Origin of the sequence: Streptomyces sp. NPDC005811, assembly GCF_040630405.1 — a bacterium.
Classification (GTDB): domain Bacteria; phylum Actinomycetota; class Actinomycetes; order Streptomycetales; family Streptomycetaceae; genus Streptomyces.
Genome location: NZ_JBEXXK010000026.1, coordinates 101,181 through 116,947 on the forward strand (window position 1 = coordinate 101,181; position 15,767 = coordinate 116,947).

Genomic DNA, 15,767 nt, shown 5'->3' on the forward strand with positions numbered 1-15,767 from the left:
ACCCGGGCCCGAAGCGGGACCGCCTGGAACGCCCGTGGCCGGGGCGGGGCGGCTGGAGACTCCCGTGGCCGGGGTGGGGCGGCTGGGGGCTCCCGTGGCCGGGGCAGGGCGGCCAGAGGCTCCCGTGGCTGTCGCGGGGTGGGCTGTGGTGCTCGGGTCGGACGGGGGACCGGCGGAGTCGCCCGTGGCCGGGCGCGTGGGTGGGGCCGGTGTCGGGCGCGTGGTGGGCTTCGGGGGTGCCTGGCGGGGGGCCGGGGGCGGGAGGGTGAAGTCGGGGGGCGGTATGGCGGAGGTGGGCGTCCAGGCCGGCCGGTCGTCCGGTTCGGTCGCCGACGGCTGCGGGGCGGCGGAGCGTCGGGCGGAGCCCGGGCCCTGCCCCGTCTCCGGCTCCACGGCGGCACTCGGGCTCGGGACCCAGCTGCGGGGCAGCGGGCTCCAGGCACTGCCGGAGACGGGAGCGGTGGGACGCGAGCCGCTGCCGTCGGCGGGCTCGGCGGTACGCGGAGCCGTCGTCCCCGGACGCGGGCCGAAGAAGTCGGAGGACCAGGACGCCGCCGGGCCCGGGGCACGACCGCCGAAGCGCAGCTCGGTGGTGCTGTCCGCGCGATCGCCGGCCGGAGCACCGGGGCGCGGGCCGGGACCCCGGCCCGTCGAGCGGTCGCCCGGTGCGGTGCCGGCGTCCGGGCGATCGGTCGCTGCGGTGCCGGAACCCAGGCGGGCCTCCGGTGCGGAGCCGGTGCGCGGAGGGGCGGGCGGTGGGGGCGGGGCGTCGGGGAAGCGGGCCGACGCGGGGGGTGGGAGCGGGGTGTCCGCCGGATCCGGGGCGAAGGGGGCGGAGAAGCGCAGGGTCCGGTCCGGAGGCGTGAACGGCGGGCCGCCGGCCTCCTGGCCGGCGGGCGGGGCGTACGGGCGGACCCAAGGGGACGGGGTTCGGGGGTGCGGGGCGCCGTTCCGCGGCCCCGCGACGCCGTTCGTGCCGTTCCCCTCGGCTCCGGACGGCTTCGCTGTGTCGTTCGCGGGTTTCTCCCCGGGTGCGGCGGTCGGCTGTTCCTCGTGGCCCTCGCCCACCGAGGGCGGCACGTCAGGGCGCGGGGGAACCGAGGCGCGGCGTGCTTCCGTACTCATGCACCCCCCGTTTCCTCTGGCCCGGGCCGTCGTTCTCGTACGCGGGCCGTCGTGCGTGTGCCCGGGCGGCCCGGCGCGGACGCGGTGGTCCGTCCAGGCACGCATACCCGCGCGGAGTGAGCGGCATCCCGGCGCGGATCTCCGGCCGGAGCCGACCTCCGTGCGTGCGCGTCACTCTACGGCTTGTTGCCGAGCGAACGGGAACCGGTCCGTGACCGACGGGGCATCTGCCCGGAACATCCCCCTACCCTGCGGTAATCGAGTCTGGCAGGCTTCGTTCATGACTGCGCGCGCCGCCGACCGGGCCCGTTACGACCGGGCCACCGAGCATCTCGACGCCCCTCTCGCGATCGTCGACCTGGACGCCTTCGACGCCAACGCCGAGGACCTCCGCCGCCGGGCCGGCGGCAAGCCGATCCGTGTGGCCAGCAAGTCCGTGCGCTGCCGGACCCTGCTGGAGCGGGTCCTCGCCAAGGACGGCTTCGCGGGCATCATGTCGTTCACCCTGGCCGAGTCCCTGTGGCTCGCCCGTTCCGGCTTCGACGACATCCTGCTCGCCTATCCCTCCGCCGACCGCACCGCCTTCGCCGAGCTCGCCGCCGACCCCAAGCTCGCGGCCGCCGTCGCGGTGATGATCGACGACGTCGCCCAGCTGGACCTGATCGACGCGGCACGCGCCGGCGGCACCGAAGTCATCCGGGTCTGCCTGGAGTTGGACACCTCGCTGAAGCTGCTCGGCGGCCGGGTGCGGGTCGGCGCCCTGCGCTCCCCGCTGCACACGCCGGCCCAGGTCGCCGAGGTGGCACGGGCGGTGGCCCGGCGGCCGGGGTTCAGGCTCGTGGGGATCATGGCGTACGAGGGTCATATCGCCGGTGTCGGGGACGACGTGGCCGGGCGGCCCTTCCGGTCCCGGGCGATCCGGCTGATGCAGGCCACGGCCCGCCGTGAACTCACCGAGCGGCGCGCCGCGGTGGTGCGGGCGGTCCGGGCCGTCGCCCCGGACCTGGAGTTCGTCAACGGCGGCGGCACCGGCAGTGTGCAGCACACGGCCGCCGAGGACGCGGTGACGGAGATCGGCGCCGGGTCGGGGCTGTACGTGCCGCGGCTCTTCGACAACTACAGGTCGTTCACCGGGCGTCCGGCCGCCCTGTTCGCCCAGCCCGTCGTACGGCGGCCGGGAGTCGGGGTCGTGACCGTCCTCGGCGGCGGGTACCCGGCCTCCGGTGCGGCCGGGCCCGACCGGCTTCCCGTGCCGTACCTCCCCGAGGGGCTGCGGTACGACCCCCAGGAGGGCCCCGGCGAGGTGCAGACCCCGCTCATCGGCTCCCCCGCCGACGATCTGCTGATCGGCGACAAGGTGTGGTTCCGGCACGCGAAGGCCGGTGAGCTGTGCGAGCGGTTCGACGTGCTGCACCTGGTGGAGGGGGACACGGTCACCGCGACCGTGCCCACCTACCGGGGTGAGGGCCACACGTTCCTGTGAGCCCTACAGCGGGGTGACGTACGCCCCCGAGATACCGCCGTCCACCAGGAAGTCGGCGGCGTTGACGAACGAGGAGTCGTCGCTGGCCAGGAAGGCCACGGCCGCGGCGATCTCCTCGGCCTCGGCGAACCGGCCCACCGGGATGTGCACCAGCCGGCGGGCGGCCCGCTCCGGGTCCTTGGCGAACAGCTCCTGGAGGAGCGGGGTGTTGACCGGCCCGGGGCAGAGGGCGTTCACGCGGATGCCCTCCCGGGCGAACTGCACGCCCAGCTCACGGGACATGGCGAGGACGCCGCCCTTGGACGCGGTGTAGGAGATCTGGCTGGTGGCCGCGCCCATCCTCGCCACGAACGACGCCGTGTTGATGATCGAGCCCTTGCCCTGGCGCCGCATGTACGGGATCGCGGCCTTGCAGCACAGGTACACGGAGGTCAGGTTGACCTCCTGGACGCGCTTCCAGGCCTCCAGGCCGGTCTCCAGGATGGAGTCGTCGTCGGGCGGCGAGATGCCCGCGTTGTTGAAGGCGACGTCGACGCTGCCGTAGGTGTCGTACGCCGTCTTGAACAGGGCCTCGACCTGCTCGGCGTCGGTGACGTCGACCTTCACGAAGATCCCGCCGACCTCCTCGGCGGCCGCCTTGCCGCGGGCCTCGTCGACATCGCCGCAGACGACGTGGGCGCCCTCGGAGGCGAGCCGGCGGGCGGTGGCGAGGCCGATGCCGCTGCCGGCTCCGGTGATGACGGCCGTACGGCCGACGAGACGACGGCACACACTCTGTTCGGTCACTGTGCGGGGCCCTCCGTGCTGGTTGCCGTGTTGGATTCCGTGGAGATGAACACGTTCTTGGTCTCGGTGAAGGCGGTCAGGGCGTCCGGGCCCAGCTCGCGGCCGACGCCGGACTGCTTGAAGCCGCCGAACGGGGTCCAGTAGCGGACGCTGGAGTGGGAGTTCACGGACAGGTTCCCCGCGCGCACGGCCTGCGAGACGCGCAGGGCGCGGCCGATGTCCCGGGTCCAGAGGGAGCCGGAGAGGCCGTAGGGCGTGTCGTTGGCGAGCCGGATCGCGTCCGCCTCGTCGGTGAAGGGCAGCAGGACGGCGACGGGGCCGAAGATCTCCTCGCGGGCGGCGTCGGAGTCGGGCGCGGCGCCGGTGAGGACGGTCGGCGCGAACCAGAAGCCGGGCCCGTCGGGCGCACCGCCGCGCAGCCCGGGGGCGTCGTCGGGGACGAACGACCTTACGCGGTCCACCTGCTGACGGGAGATCAGCGGCCCCATCTGTGTGGCCTCGTCGGCCGGGTCGCCGACCACGACGGCGGACAGCGCGGCGGCGAGGAGGTCGGCCACCTCGTCGTACACCGACTCCTGGACGAGGATCCGGGTGCGGGCGCAGCAGTCCTGGCCGGAGTTGTCGAGGAACGAGAAGGGGTCGACGGCCCGCTTCAGGTCGGCGTCGGCGAAGACGACGTTGGGGCTCTTGCCGCCGAGTTCGAGGGTGACCGGCTTGACCTGGCGGGCGCAGCGCTCCATGACCTCGCGGCCGGTGCGGGTGGAGCCGGTGAACACGATCTTCGCCACGCCGGGGTGGTCGACGAGCGCGCGTCCGGCGACGGCGCCGTACCCGGGCAGGACCTGGAACAGCCCCTCGGGCAGGCCGGCTTCGAGCGCGAGCTCCGCGAGGCGCAGGGCGGTGAGCGGGGTGGTCTCGGCGGGCTTGAGGACGACCGCGTTGCCGGCCGCGAGGGCCGGGAAGGACCCCCAGGCGGCGATCGGCATCGGGAAGTTCCAGGGGGCGATCACGCCGACCACGCCGAGCGGCTCGTGGAAGGTGACGTCCCAGCCGCCGGGGACCGGGATCTGCCGGCCGGTGAGGCGTTCGATGCCGCCGGCCGCGTAGAGCAGCAGGTCGCGGGCGTTGCCGGCCTCCCAGCGGGCGTTGCCGAGGAGGTGACCGGCCTCGCGGACCTCCAGCCGCGCCAGCTCTTCGAGGTGCGTGTCCACGGTGTCGGCGAACCGGCGCAGCAGTCGGGCCCGGTCGGCGGGTGCGAGCGCGGCCCACCGGTGCTGGGCCCCCGTGGCGCGCCGGACGGCCGCGTCCACGTCGGCCGGGTCGGCGGCGGGGACGGTGGCGACGACTTCCTCGGTGGCCGGGTTCAGGACGACGAGCTCGTGCGGGTCGGACAAGAGAGGACCTTTCACAGGCGTTCGAAGGAGCGGCGCAGTTCCCAGTCGGTGACCGCGGCGTCGAAGGCCTCCAGCTCGACGCGGGCCATGTTGCGGTAGTGGGCGACGACCTCGTCCCCGAAGGCGGCCTTGGCGACCGGGCTGGTCTCCCAGAGCTCGGCGGCCTCGCGGAGCGTGCCGGGGACGTGCGCGTAGTCGGCGGTGTAGGCGTTGCCGGGGCAGGCCTCGGGCAGTTCCAGCCGCTGCTCGATGCCGTACAGCCCGGCCGCGACCAGCCCGGCGACCGCGAGGTGCGGGTTGACGTCCCCGCCGGGCAGCCGGTTCTCGAAGCGGAGCGAGCGGCCGTGTCCCACGACCCGCAGGGCGCAGGTGCGGTTGTCGTGGCCCCAGGCGACGGCGGTCGGGGCGAACGAGCCCTGCTGGAACCGCTTGTAGCTGTTGATGTTGGGGGCGTAGAGGAGCGAGAAGTCGCGCAGGGCGGCGAGCTGGCCGGCGAGGAAGTGCCGCATGGTGTCGGTCATCCCGCCGTCCTCGGCGGCGAACGCGTTGCGGCCGTCGGCGTCGGTGAGCGAGAGGTGGATGTGGCACGAGTTGCCCTCGCGCTCGTTGAACTTGGCCATGAAGGTGAGGGAGCAGCCCTCCTGGGCGGCGATCTCCTTGGCGCCGGTCTTGTAGATCGCGTGCTGGTCGCAGGTGACGAGGGCCTCGTCGTAGCGGAAGGCGATCTCGTGCTGGCCGGGGTTGCACTCGCCCTTGGCGGACTCGACGGTGAGACCGGCACCGGCCATGTCGTTGCGGATGCGGCGCAGCAGCGGCTCGATGCGTCCGGTCCCGAGGACCGAGTAGTCGATGTTGTACTGGTTGGCCGGGGTCAGCCCCCGGTAGTTGGCGTCCCAGGCCTGCTCGTAGCTGTCCTTGAAGACGATGAACTCCAGCTCGGTGCCGACCTGGGCGGTGAGGCCGTGCTCGGCGAGGCGCTCCAGCTGGCGGCGCAGGATCTGGCGCGGGGCGGCCACGACCGGGGAGCCGTCGTTCCAGGCGAGGTCGGCGACGAGCATCGCGGTCCCGGCGTTCCAGGGCACGCGGCGCAGGGTGGACAGGTCGGGGTGCATGGCGAAGTCGCCGTAGCCCCGCTCCCAGGAGGACATGGCGTAGCCGTCGACGGTGTTCATCTCGGTGTCGACGGCGAGGAGGTAGTTGCAGCCCTCGGTGCCGTGGTGGAGGACCTCGTCGAGGAAGAAGCGGGCGGCGAACCGCTTGCCCTGGAGTCGGCCCTGCATGTCGGGGAAGGCCAGGACGACGGTGTCGATCTCACCGCTCGCGACGAGGGCGTGCAGTTCCTCGACGCCGAGCGGGGGTGTGCGGTCTGCCACGGGAGGGCCTCCTTCGGGCTTCCTCTACTGGATCCGGTGACCGGGAGATAAGGTATTGCTGAGAACCATTGCTTGGGAAGGGGGCACGGCCGGATGTCGTGGGACGCGGACGGCGGGCTCGACGACCGGTTGACCCCGGTGCTGCGGCCGGTGCGCGCGGGGAACGGCTTCGAGGAGGCGCTGGAGCAGATCCTCCAGGTCGTACGGCTGGGTCTGGTGCCCGGCGGTGAGCGGCTGCCGGCCGAGCGGGACCTGGCGGAGCGGCTCGGGATCAGCCGGGTGACGCTGCGCGAGGTGCTGAAGGTGCTCCAGGACCAGGGTCTGGTGGAGTCCCGGCGGGGCCGCTACGGCGGAACGTTCGTGCTGCCGCGCGCGGACGCCGGCGGCGAGGACGAGCTGCGGCGCCGGATCGCCGAGGTCGACATCGAGGACGTGCTGCGGTTCCGCGAGGTGCTGGAGGTCGGCGCGGCGGGACTGTGCGCGGCGCACGGGCTGACCGGTGAGCAGGCGGACCGGCTGCGGGACGCCCTGGCCCGGACGGGGGACGCCCCGCTGGCCGACTACCGGCGGCTGGACACCCTGCTCCATCTCACACTGGCCGAGCTGTGCGGCTCCCCCTCGCTGACGGCGCAGTACGCGGCCGTGCGGGCGACGGTGAACGAGTTGCTGGATTGCATCCCGCTCCTTGTGCGCAACCTGGAGCACTCGCAGCGCCAGCACATCGCCCTGGTGGAGGCGGTGCTGGACGGGGACGCGGACGGGGCGCGCGAGATGATGCGCGAGCACTGCGCGGGGACGGCGGCGCTGCTGAGGGGCTTCCTGGCGTGAGCCCCGCCGGGCGGTCGTCCCGGATCCGCCGGCCCGGCGCGATCTTCCGGCCGTCGAAAGGTGCGCGTACAGTCCATTGGACGGACGGGGTGACGGAACGGGTCGGGAGGACGGATGACGGACGGCGGCCGCCCGCTGATCGGGGTCAGCACGTATCTGGAGGCCGGGGCGCGCTGGGGCGTGTGGGAACTGGACGCCGTGCTGCTGCCCGCCGGCTATCCGCGCCTGGTGCAGCGGGCGGGCGGTCTGGCCGCGCTGCTGCCGCCGGACGTGCCCGGACACGCGGCGGCGACGGTCGCCCGCCTGGACGGCCTGGTGATCGCGGGCGGCCCTGACGTCGAACCGGTCCGCTACGGCGCCGAGCGCGACCCCCGTACCGGCCCGCCGGCCCGGGAGCGGGACGCGTGGGAACTCGCCCTGATCGACGCGGCGCTGGCGGCGGGCGTACCGCTGCTGGGGATCTGCCGGGGCATGCAGCTGCTGAACGTGGCGCTCGGCGGCACGCTGACCCAGCACATCGAGGGGCACGCGGAGGTGGTCGGGGTGTTCGGCAGCCACCCGGTCAAGCCGGTCCCGGGCACGCGGTACGCCGCCGCCGTCCCCGAGGAGAGCGCCGTGCCCACGTACCACCACCAGGCCGTCGACCGTCTCGGCCGCGGTCTGGTCGCGAGCGCGTACGCGGCGGACGGGACCGTGGAGGCGGTGGAGCCGGCGGCCGACGACGGCTGGGTGCTCGGGGTGCAGTGGCATCCGGAGATGGGCGAGGACCTGCGGGTGCTGCGTGCGCTGATCGAGGCGACCGGGACCACTCCCTGAGCCAGGCGGGGGCCGCGGCGCCCGGGGCCCGCCCGTGGTCGCCGGCCTTTCTCCCCGCCGGGTCGGGTGGTGGCTGGGCATGGGTCGGGTCAGCCGCGGGTCAGGGAGAGCAGGTCCCGCGCCGGGCCCGTCGGGCGGTGCCCGGTGGGCCACACTGCGCGCAGGTCCCGGGCGAGCGAGACCCCCTCCACCGGCACACCCACCAGCCGCCGTAGGGACAGCTCCTCCCCCACCGCCAGTTCGCTGAGCACCGCGGGCCCGGCCCCGCTCACCGCCGCCGCCTTCACCGCCGTCGTCGAGGACAGCTCGATCAGGGGCCGCGCCAGCCCGCCCAGCGCCGTGTCGAGGACCTGCCGGGTGCCGGAGCCCTTCTCCCGGAGGATCAGCGGGGTGACGGCCAGCTCGGCGGCGGCCAGCCCCCGCCGGCGCCGGGCCCAGGCGTGCCCGGGTGCCACCACCACGATCAGCCGGTCGTGGGCGATGACGGCGGAGTCGAGACCGGCGGGGACCGTCAGCCCCTCCACGAAGCCGAGGTCCGCCTCCCCGGACAGCAGCCGCTCCGCCACGGTCGCCGAGTTCCCGGCGTGGAGGGAGACGGCCGTGTCGGGCCGGCCCTCGCGCAGCGCGACCAGCCACCCCGGCAGCAGATACTCCGCGATCGTCATGCTCGCCGCCACCCGCAGCCGTGAGTCCCGCCGGTCCCGCAGCGCCTGCGCCCCCGCGTCGAAGGCCTGCGCCGCCTCCACGATCCGCCGGGCCCAGTCCGTCACCAGCGCGCCCGCGTCGGTGAGCCGGGACCCGCGCGGCGAACGGTCGACGAGCGCCACCCCGAGCTGCCGTTCCATGGAACGGATCCGGCTGCTCGCGGCCGGCTGGGTGATGCCCAGCTCGCGCGCGGCGGCCCCCAGACTGCCCAGCCTGGCCACGGCCAGCAGCAGCTCCAGCGCCCCGAGTTCCGGGACGCGATGCGCGAGGGAACCCGTGACCCCGGGCTCTTCCTCCGACGTACCCCTGCTCATAAGTCCAGTTTATGTCCCCATAGCGAGGGCGTCCCTGGTCCGGACGGCGGGGAACCACGACCGTGGAGACCATGGTCACCGTCGCCCCCGCGCTGCCCCTCACCCCCCGCCCCGCGCTCCCCTTCGTCCGGTATCTCGGGCCGAACTGGTACGCCACCGTGATGGGCACGGCGGTCGTCGGCACGGCCGGAGCCGCCCTGCCCGTCCACCCACCGGGCCTGCGCCCGGCCTGCACGGCCCTGTGGGCGCTCTCCCTCATCCTGCTGGTGACCCTCCTGACCGCCCGCGCCCTGCACTGGCGCCACCACCGCGACCGGGCCCGCGCCGATCTCCTCGACCCGGCGGCCGCGCCCTTCTACGGCTGTCTGGCGATGGCGCTGCTCGCCGTCGGCGCGGGTGCCCTGTCCGTCGGGCGGGACTGGCTCGGCACCGGGCCCGCGGTCGTGCTCGACGCCGTGCTGTTCGGCGCCGGTACGGTCGTGGCGCTGGCGGCGGCGGTCGGGGTGCCGTACCTCATGGCCGTACGCCACCACGGGGCGGAGCCGACGCCGGTGTGGCTGCTGCCGCTCGTCGCCCCCATGGTGTCGGCCGCCTCGGGACCGGCGCTGGTGCCGTATCTGCCGCCCGGTCAGGCCCGCGCGACCCTGCTCCTCGCGTGTCTCGCGCTGTTCGGGCTGAGTCTGCTGGCCACCCTCGCGCTGCTGCCGGTGGTGTTCGGGCGGCTGCTGACCGGCGGCCCGCTGCCGCCGGCGCTCACCCCGGCCCTCTTCCTGGTCCTCGGTCCGCTGGGCCAGTCCACCACCGCCGTCGGCCGTTTCGCGGAGGCGGCGCCGGGGGCCGTACCGGGGCCGGAGGCCCGGGCCTTCGCGGTGTTCGCCGTGCTGTACGGCGTGCCGGTCATGGGGTTCGCCCTGCTGTGGCTGTGCCTGGCCGGCGCGCAGGTGGCGCGGGCCCGCCGGGAGGGAATGTGCTTCACGATGACGTGGTGGGCGTTCACGTTCCCGGTCGGGACCTGTGTGACCGGCGCCGCGGTCCTGGCCCGGCACACGGGGCTGGTCGCCTTCGCCGTGCTCTCGGTCGCGCTGTACGCCGTCCTCGTGGCCGCGTGGGGTGTCGTCGCCGCGTGCACCGTCCGGGGGCTGCTCAGCGGAGCGCTGCCCGCAGGGCCTCGGCCAGTGCCCGCGGCGCCTCGGCGAGCGAGGGGCCGTACCAGGTCAGCTGCCGTCCGCTGACGAGCGCGCAGGAAAGTCCGGGGAAGGCCTCGGGGCCGTCCTCGGGGGTGAAGCGGTACGGCTCGTCGGGGAGGACGACGACGTCGGGGGCGGCCGCCCGGAGCTCCTCCAGGGCGATCCTCGGGTAGCGGTCCTCATGGTGCGTGTGGAGGTGGTCGACGCCGAGGCGGGCGAGCACGTCCCCGGCGAAGGTGTCGCGGCCCAGCACCATCCAGGGGCGGCGCCAGATCGGTACGACGGCCGAGAGGCGGGTCTCCGGCTCCTTGAGCCCGGCCCACTCCTCCTCGGCCTCGTCCAGCCAGCGCGGCCGGGACCGCGCGCCGCAGGCCGTGAGGACGCGGGCCAGTTCCCGGAAGGCCTGCGGGACGTCCCGCACCTCCGTGACCAGCACCTCGACGCCCGCCGCACGCAGGGCGGAGAGGTCCGGCTCGCGGTTCTCCTCCTCGTTGGCGATCACCAGGTCGGGCGCGAGGGCGGTGATGCGGGAGACGTCGGGGTTCTTGGTGCCGCCGATCCGGGTGACGTCCAGGTCGGCCGGATGGCTGCACCAGTCGGTGGCGCCGACCAGCGCGCCGGGCAGGGAGACGGCCACCACCTCGGTCAGCGAGGGCACCAGCGAGACGATCCGCACGGGCGTCAGCGCTTCCGGTTCCGGACCGCCTCGATGTGCTCCGCGACGGCCACGACGACCACCCGGGTGTCCGGGACGGTCGCCCGCCAGCGGTGGCGGACCCCGCCGGTCAGATACAGGGTGTCGCCCCGGCCCAGGCGGTAGGCGCGGCCCTCCGCCTCGATCTCCACGGCGCCGTCGGCGACATACATCAACTGGTCGTTGCGGTACTGGAATTCACGGCCGGCCTCGTGGTCGCCGGTGAACTCCGTGGCGTGCATCTGGTGATGGCCGCGGACCAGGGAGCGGGAGCGCGGTGCGGGTTCCGGGGTCTCGGTGACCTCGGCGCGGACGACGTCCACGCTGCACGCCGGGTCGGCGGCGGCGAGGAGTTCGACGGCCGTGGTGCGCAGCGCGTCGGCGAGCTTCTCCAGGGAGCTGGTGCTGGGCCGGGCCCGGTCGTTCTCGATCTGGCTCAGGAACGGGACCGAGAGGCCGCTGCGCTCGGCCACGACGGCGAGGGTGAGGTCCAGGGCCCGGCGTCGCCGCCGTACGGCCGCGCCGACCCGCAGGGGCTGTTCTTTGTGGTCGCCCATCGCTCCGGCTCCCTCCTTCACTCGTCGAAACCGCCGATGTCCTGAAGAGTTCTCTGCACCCTACGCATGTTCGGCAAACCGTTTCATGTGCCCGTCACATCGAGGACACACCACGTGACACACGACCCCACAGATCGCGCCAGCGGAACGGGCCGCCCGAGTCGCCGGGCGCTCACTCGCCCTCTGCTTTCCGGTTCAATGCGCGAACGGCCGTGAGTGTTCCCGCTCGTCCCCGGCTTAGCAAGCACCTCAGCCCAGGCCTGGGGGTGGCTCTGCGTGGTTGGCCGGATCCTTGCCGTGGCGAAGGTGCCTCCCAGCTGCGCACACGGCACGAGGGGCGGGCCCCGGCGTACGCGTCGCGTCGTACGCCGGAACCCGCCCCTCGACAGGCGGTGACGGGGCTGTCAGGTCACCCGGCCGCCCGGCTCCCCTGTCCGGCCCCGGCCACCGGGGCCCAGCGGTCGACGAGACCGGGGTGGCCCTTCAGCCAGGTGCGGACCGCGTCCTGCTCCTTGCCCTTGCCGGCCTTCTGGATCTGTGCCTCCAGGCCGGTGAGCTGGTCCTCGGTCATCCGGAAGTCCTTCAGCCAGGCGCCGACCTCGGGCTGGTCGGCGGTGAGGCCCTGCCGGGCGAGGGTGTGCACGCCGTCGCCCTCGCCCCAGGCGCCCTCCGGGTCCTTCAGCTTCTTGAGGTCGTAGGTGCTGTAGGCCCAGTGCGGCGACCAGAGCGTGACGACGATCGGCTGCTTCCTGGCGTACGCGCGCTTCAGCTCGGCGAGCATCGCGGGCGTGGAGCCGTCGACCACCCGGTAGGCGCCGTCGAGGCCGTACCGCTTCAGGACCTTGTCCTTGAGCAGGCCCATCATCCCGGCGCTGGGCTCGATGCCGGTGATCCGCCCGCCGAACTCGGCGGCGTGCTCCTTCAGGTCCGCGAGCGAGTTCACGTCCTTCACGTACGAGGGGACCGAGAGCTCCAGCGAGGTGGGGCCGTACCACCGGCCCAGGTCGTCGAGCCGGTCGCCGTACTTCTTCCAGTACGCGGCGTGCGTGGTGGGCAGCCAGGAGTCGGTCTGGAAGTCGATCTGGCCGGTGGCGAGCCCGGTGTAGAGGGGTCCGGCGGCGTACTGGGTGGTCTTCACCTCGAAGCCGCGCTCCTCCAGGAGTTCCTTCCAGAGGTAGGTGGAGGCGATGCCCTCGTCCCAGGGGATGTAGCCGATGGTGATCTCGCGGCCCCGGCCGACGTCCGTGGCGGAGGTCGCGGCGCTGCCGGAGGAGGGGCCGAGGATCCCCAGTCCGCCCGCCACCAGGGCGAGGACGGCCACGCCGGAGAGGGCGACGGCCGGACGCGGGCGGTGCGCCCACGGGCTCGTGCGGGCCCGGGCGGCGGCCCGGCGGCCGAGCGGGGAGATCCGGGTGCCGAGGGCGCCGGTCATCCGGTCCAGGTAGATGGCGAGGACGACGATCCCGAGGCCCGCCTCGAAGCCGAGGCCGATGTCCAGCTGACCGATCGCCTCGTTGACGGCGCCGCCGAGGCCGCCGGTGCCGACCATGCCGGCGATGACGACCATGGACAGGCCGAGCATGATGACCTGGTTGACGCCCGCCATGATGGTCGGCAGGGCGAGCGGGAGCTGGACCCGCAGCAGGGTGTCGCGCGGTGTCGTGCCGAACGCCTCGGCGGCCTCGACGAGTTCGGAGTCGACCTGGCGGATGCCCAGCTCGGTCATCCGGACGCCGGGCGCGAGCGCGAAGATCAGGGTGGCGACGACGCCGGCCGGGACGCCCATGCCGAAGAACAGGATCGCGGGGATCAGCAGGACCATCGAGGGCATGGTCTGGAGCAGGTCGAGGACCGGGCGCAGGACCGCGGCGACCGGCTGGGAGCGGGCCGCCCAGATGCCGAGCGGGATCGAGATCACCAGGGCGACGGCGGTCGCCACGAGCACCAGGGACAGCGTCGACATCGCCTCGTCCCACAGCGCGAGCGAGTCGACGAGCGCGAATCCGGCGAAGGCGAGGACGCCCGCGACCAGGCCGCGCAGCCACCAGGCGAGCACCGCGAGGATGCCGGCGAGCAGCAGCGGCTGGGGGGCGGTGAGGACGGCGTCGATACCGTCGTACATGCCTTCGACGACCGTCTTGACCGCGTCGAAGAGCCAGGAGAGGTGGGTGACGAGCCAGTCGACGCCGGAGTCGACCCGGTCGCCGAGGGTCAGCCTAGGCACGGGCGGTCACCTTCTCCCCGTGGTCGCACGTCACGGCGTCGCCGTCCACGTCGCCGAGGAGGCCGACCAGGCGCTGCCGGGGGACGACTCCCACCAGCCCGCGCCCGCCGTCGAGGACGGCGACCGGGTGGGGCAGCCGGGCGCTGAGCGCGCACAGCGCGGTGAACGGGGTGTCGGGGGTCGCGGTCTCGCAGCCGCAGTCGGCCTCGTCGCCGCGGACATGGGGGTCCATGACGGCGGAGGCGGTCAGCACCCGGGAGCGGTCGACGTCCTGGATGAAGGAGGCCACATAGTCGTCCGCGGGGCGCAGCAGGATGTCCTCGGCCGTGCCGGTCTGCACGATCCGGCCGTCGCGCATCACGGCGATGCGGTCGCCGAGGCGCATGGCCTCGTTGAGGTCGTGGGTGATGAAGACGATGGTCTTCTTCAGGGTCTGCTGGAGGGTGAGCAGCTGGTCCTGCATGTCCCGGCGGATCAGCGGGTCCAGCGCGCTGAAGGACTCGTCCATGAGGAGGAGGTCGGCGTCGGTGGCGAGGGCGCGGGCGAGGCCGACCCGCTGCTGCATGCCGCCGGACAGCTCGTCGGGCCAGGACTTCTCCCAGCCGGCCAGGCCGCACAGGCGGAGCGCCTCGGTGGCCCGTTGCTCGCGCTCGGCGCGGGGCACGCCCTGGACGGCGAGGCCGTAGGCGGCGTTGTCGAGGACGCTGCGGTGCGGGAAGAGCGAGAAGTGCTGGAAGACCATGCTGACCTTCCGGGCGCGGACCTCGCGCAGGTCGCGGCCGCTCAGGGCGGTGAGGTCCCGGCCGTCGAAGAGGACGCGTCCGGCGGTGGGCTCCAGCAGGCCGTTGAGCATGCGCAGCAGGGTGGACTTGCCCGAGCCGGACAGACCCATGACGACGAAGATCTGTCCGGGGTCGACGGTGAAGGAGGCGTCGATGACGGCGGCGGTGGTGCCGTCGGTGCGCAGTTCCTCCCGGGTGGCTCCGGCGCGGAGCCGTTCGACCGCCTCGTTCGCCTGGTTCTGTCGTGCGCCGAACACCTTGAAGAGATGTTCGGCCTCAAGCCTCGCTGACACGATTGCCTACTCGTTCGGGGACAGGACAGGAGGGCACGGGCATGGGCATTGGCATGTGCTGGTGCAACCCGGTGCCGCTCCGGGGCCGCGCCTGCCCTGGCCCCTGCGGGACAAACGCACAAGTGTCCCAGTTCACAAGCCATGCAGACGATGTTCACACCTGCCACGGGGGTGAATACCGGCCGGTCACCGGGACACCCGTGGGGCATGATGCGAGGCGTGACCGGACGACTGATGCTCCTCGACACCGCCTCGCTCTACTTCCGCGCCTACTTCGGCGTCCCGGACTCCGTGAAGGCCCCGGACGGCACGCCGGTGAACGCCGTGCGCGGACTGCTCGACTTCATCGACCGCCTGGTCAAGGACCACCGGCCGGACGAGCTGGTGGCCTGCATGGACGCCGACTGGCGCCCGAAGTGGCGGGTCGACCTGATCCCCTCGTACAAGGCGCACCGCGTCGCCGAGGAGCGCCCGGTGGGCCCGGACGAGGAGGAGGTGCCGGACACGCTGTCGCCGCAGGTGCCGGTGATCGAGGCGGTGCTGGACGCGCTGGGCATCGCGCGGGTGGGTGTCGCCGGATACGAGGCGGACGACGTGATCGGCACGTTCACGGCGCGGGCGACGGGCCCGGTCGACATCGTCACCGGCGACCGCGACCTGTACCAGCTGGTGGACGACGCGCGCGGGGTGCGGGTGCTGTACCCGCTCAAGGGCGTCGGCACGCTCCAGACGACCGACGAGGCCTGGCTGCGCGAGAAGTACGGCGTCGACGGGCCCGGGTACGCGGATCTGGCGCTGCTGCGCGGCGACCCGAGCGACGGACTGCCGGGGGTGCCGGGCATCGGGGAGAAGACGGCGGCCAAGCTGCTGGCCGAGTTCGGCGACCTGGCCGGGATCATGGCGGCGGTCGACGACCCGAAGGCGAAGCTCACCCCCTCGCAGCGCAAGCGGCTGGACGAGGCGCGGCCGTACGTCGCGGTCGCGCCGCAGGTGGTCCGGGTCGCCGGTGACGTCCCCCTGCCGGACGTGAACGTTTCTTTGCCCCACGCGCCCCGGGACGGGGCGACACTGGAGGCGCTCGCGGAGCGCTGGGGCCTCGGCGGGTCGCTGCAGCGCCTGCTGCTCACTCTGGGCGCGTCCGGGGCGGCCGGCGCGTAAGCATTGTTCTCGCCGTACGGAATGACATGCGCGGCGGCGGAAAGCCAT

General features: G+C 73.8%; 13 protein-coding genes and 1 pseudogene. 5 read left to right on the plus strand and 9 right to left on the minus strand.

The features are described from left to right. Positions 1-1,125: pseudogene (locus ABZ490_RS27185) on the minus strand (hypothetical protein); the annotation flags it as partial. A 280-nt stretch (positions 1,126-1,405) separates the two neighbouring features. Between ABZ490_RS27185 and ABZ490_RS27190 the strand changes: the two are divergent. Next, positions 1,406-2,608, plus strand: a complete 1,203-nt coding sequence (locus tag ABZ490_RS27190; protein ID WP_358995028.1) for an amino acid deaminase/aldolase — start codon at positions 1,406-1,408, stop codon at positions 2,606-2,608. A gap of 3 nt (positions 2,609-2,611) precedes the next feature. On the opposite strand, the gene ABZ490_RS27195 is transcribed toward ABZ490_RS27190, so the two are convergent. From ABZ490_RS27195 to ABZ490_RS27205, 3 genes are read right to left on the minus strand one after another with little or no spacing between them, the layout of a single operon-like run. Next, entirely contained in the window at positions 2,612-3,394 is a 783-nt protein-coding gene (locus tag ABZ490_RS27195; protein WP_358995031.1) for a 3-oxoacyl-ACP reductase, read from the minus strand. Then, positions 3,391-4,788: an aldehyde dehydrogenase family protein gene (locus tag ABZ490_RS27200; protein ID WP_358995034.1), complete on the minus strand. Its 1,398-nt coding sequence runs from the start codon at positions 4,786-4,788 to the stop codon at positions 3,391-3,393. Before ABZ490_RS27200 ends, ABZ490_RS27195 begins: the two co-directional genes overlap by 4 nt. A gap of 11 nt (positions 4,789-4,799) precedes the next feature. Beyond that, complete coding sequence (locus ABZ490_RS27205) at positions 4,800-6,161, minus strand: glutamine synthetase family protein (RefSeq protein ID WP_358995037.1); 1,362 nt, start codon at positions 6,159-6,161, stop codon at positions 4,800-4,802. Positions 6,162-6,254: 93 nt separating this feature from the next. On the opposite strand from ABZ490_RS27205, the gene ABZ490_RS27210 reads away from it, so the two are divergent. Further along, a complete protein-coding gene (locus ABZ490_RS27210) occupies positions 6,255-6,989 on the plus strand; it encodes an FCD domain-containing protein (protein WP_358995040.1) in 735 nt (244 codons plus the stop codon). Between the two features lie 114 nt (positions 6,990-7,103). Next, on the plus strand, positions 7,104-7,805 hold the full coding sequence (locus ABZ490_RS27215) for a gamma-glutamyl-gamma-aminobutyrate hydrolase family protein (RefSeq protein WP_358995043.1): 702 nt from the start codon (positions 7,104-7,106) through the stop codon (positions 7,803-7,805). A gap of 89 nt (positions 7,806-7,894) precedes the next feature. On the opposite strand, the gene ABZ490_RS27220 is transcribed toward ABZ490_RS27215, so the two are convergent. Then, positions 7,895-8,824, minus strand: coding sequence for a LysR family transcriptional regulator (locus ABZ490_RS27220; protein WP_358995046.1), 930 nt, complete (start codon positions 8,822-8,824; stop codon positions 7,895-7,897). Between the two features lie 71 nt (positions 8,825-8,895). Here ABZ490_RS27220 and ABZ490_RS27225 point away from each other — a divergent pair, with 71 nt between their 5' ends. After that, complete coding sequence (locus ABZ490_RS27225) at positions 8,896-10,056, plus strand: TDT family transporter (RefSeq protein WP_358995173.1); 1,161 nt, start codon at positions 8,896-8,898, stop codon at positions 10,054-10,056. Here the strand turns inward: ABZ490_RS27225 and ABZ490_RS27230 are convergent. The 4 genes from ABZ490_RS27230 to ABZ490_RS27245 form a co-directional block, all read right to left on the minus strand. Beyond that, positions 9,968-10,687: a helical backbone metal receptor gene (locus ABZ490_RS27230; RefSeq protein ID WP_358995049.1), complete on the minus strand. Its 720-nt coding sequence runs from the start codon at positions 10,685-10,687 to the stop codon at positions 9,968-9,970. The two genes, ABZ490_RS27225 and ABZ490_RS27230, sit on opposite strands and share 89 nt — an antisense overlap. A 5-nt stretch (positions 10,688-10,692) precedes the next feature. Continuing rightward, positions 10,693-11,262: an XRE family transcriptional regulator gene (locus ABZ490_RS27235; protein ID WP_358995052.1), complete on the minus strand. Its 570-nt coding sequence runs from the start codon at positions 11,260-11,262 to the stop codon at positions 10,693-10,695. A 409-nt stretch (positions 11,263-11,671) separates the two neighbouring features. Beyond that, entirely contained in the window at positions 11,672-13,486 is a 1,815-nt protein-coding gene (locus ABZ490_RS27240; RefSeq protein WP_358995055.1) for an ABC transporter permease/substrate binding protein, read from the minus strand. After that, the gene (locus ABZ490_RS27245) at positions 13,479-14,561 is read right to left on the minus strand and encodes a betaine/proline/choline family ABC transporter ATP-binding protein (RefSeq protein WP_358995058.1); all 1,083 of its coding nucleotides are present in this window, start codon (positions 14,559-14,561) and stop codon (positions 13,479-13,481) included. Before ABZ490_RS27245 ends, ABZ490_RS27240 begins: the two co-directional genes overlap by 8 nt. Before the next feature lie 210 nt (positions 14,562-14,771). Between ABZ490_RS27245 and ABZ490_RS27250 the strand changes: the two genes are divergently transcribed. Next, complete coding sequence (locus ABZ490_RS27250) at positions 14,772-15,719, plus strand: 5'-3' exonuclease (protein ID WP_358995176.1); 948 nt, start codon at positions 14,772-14,774, stop codon at positions 15,717-15,719. Positions 15,720-15,767: the final 48 nt, after the last annotated feature.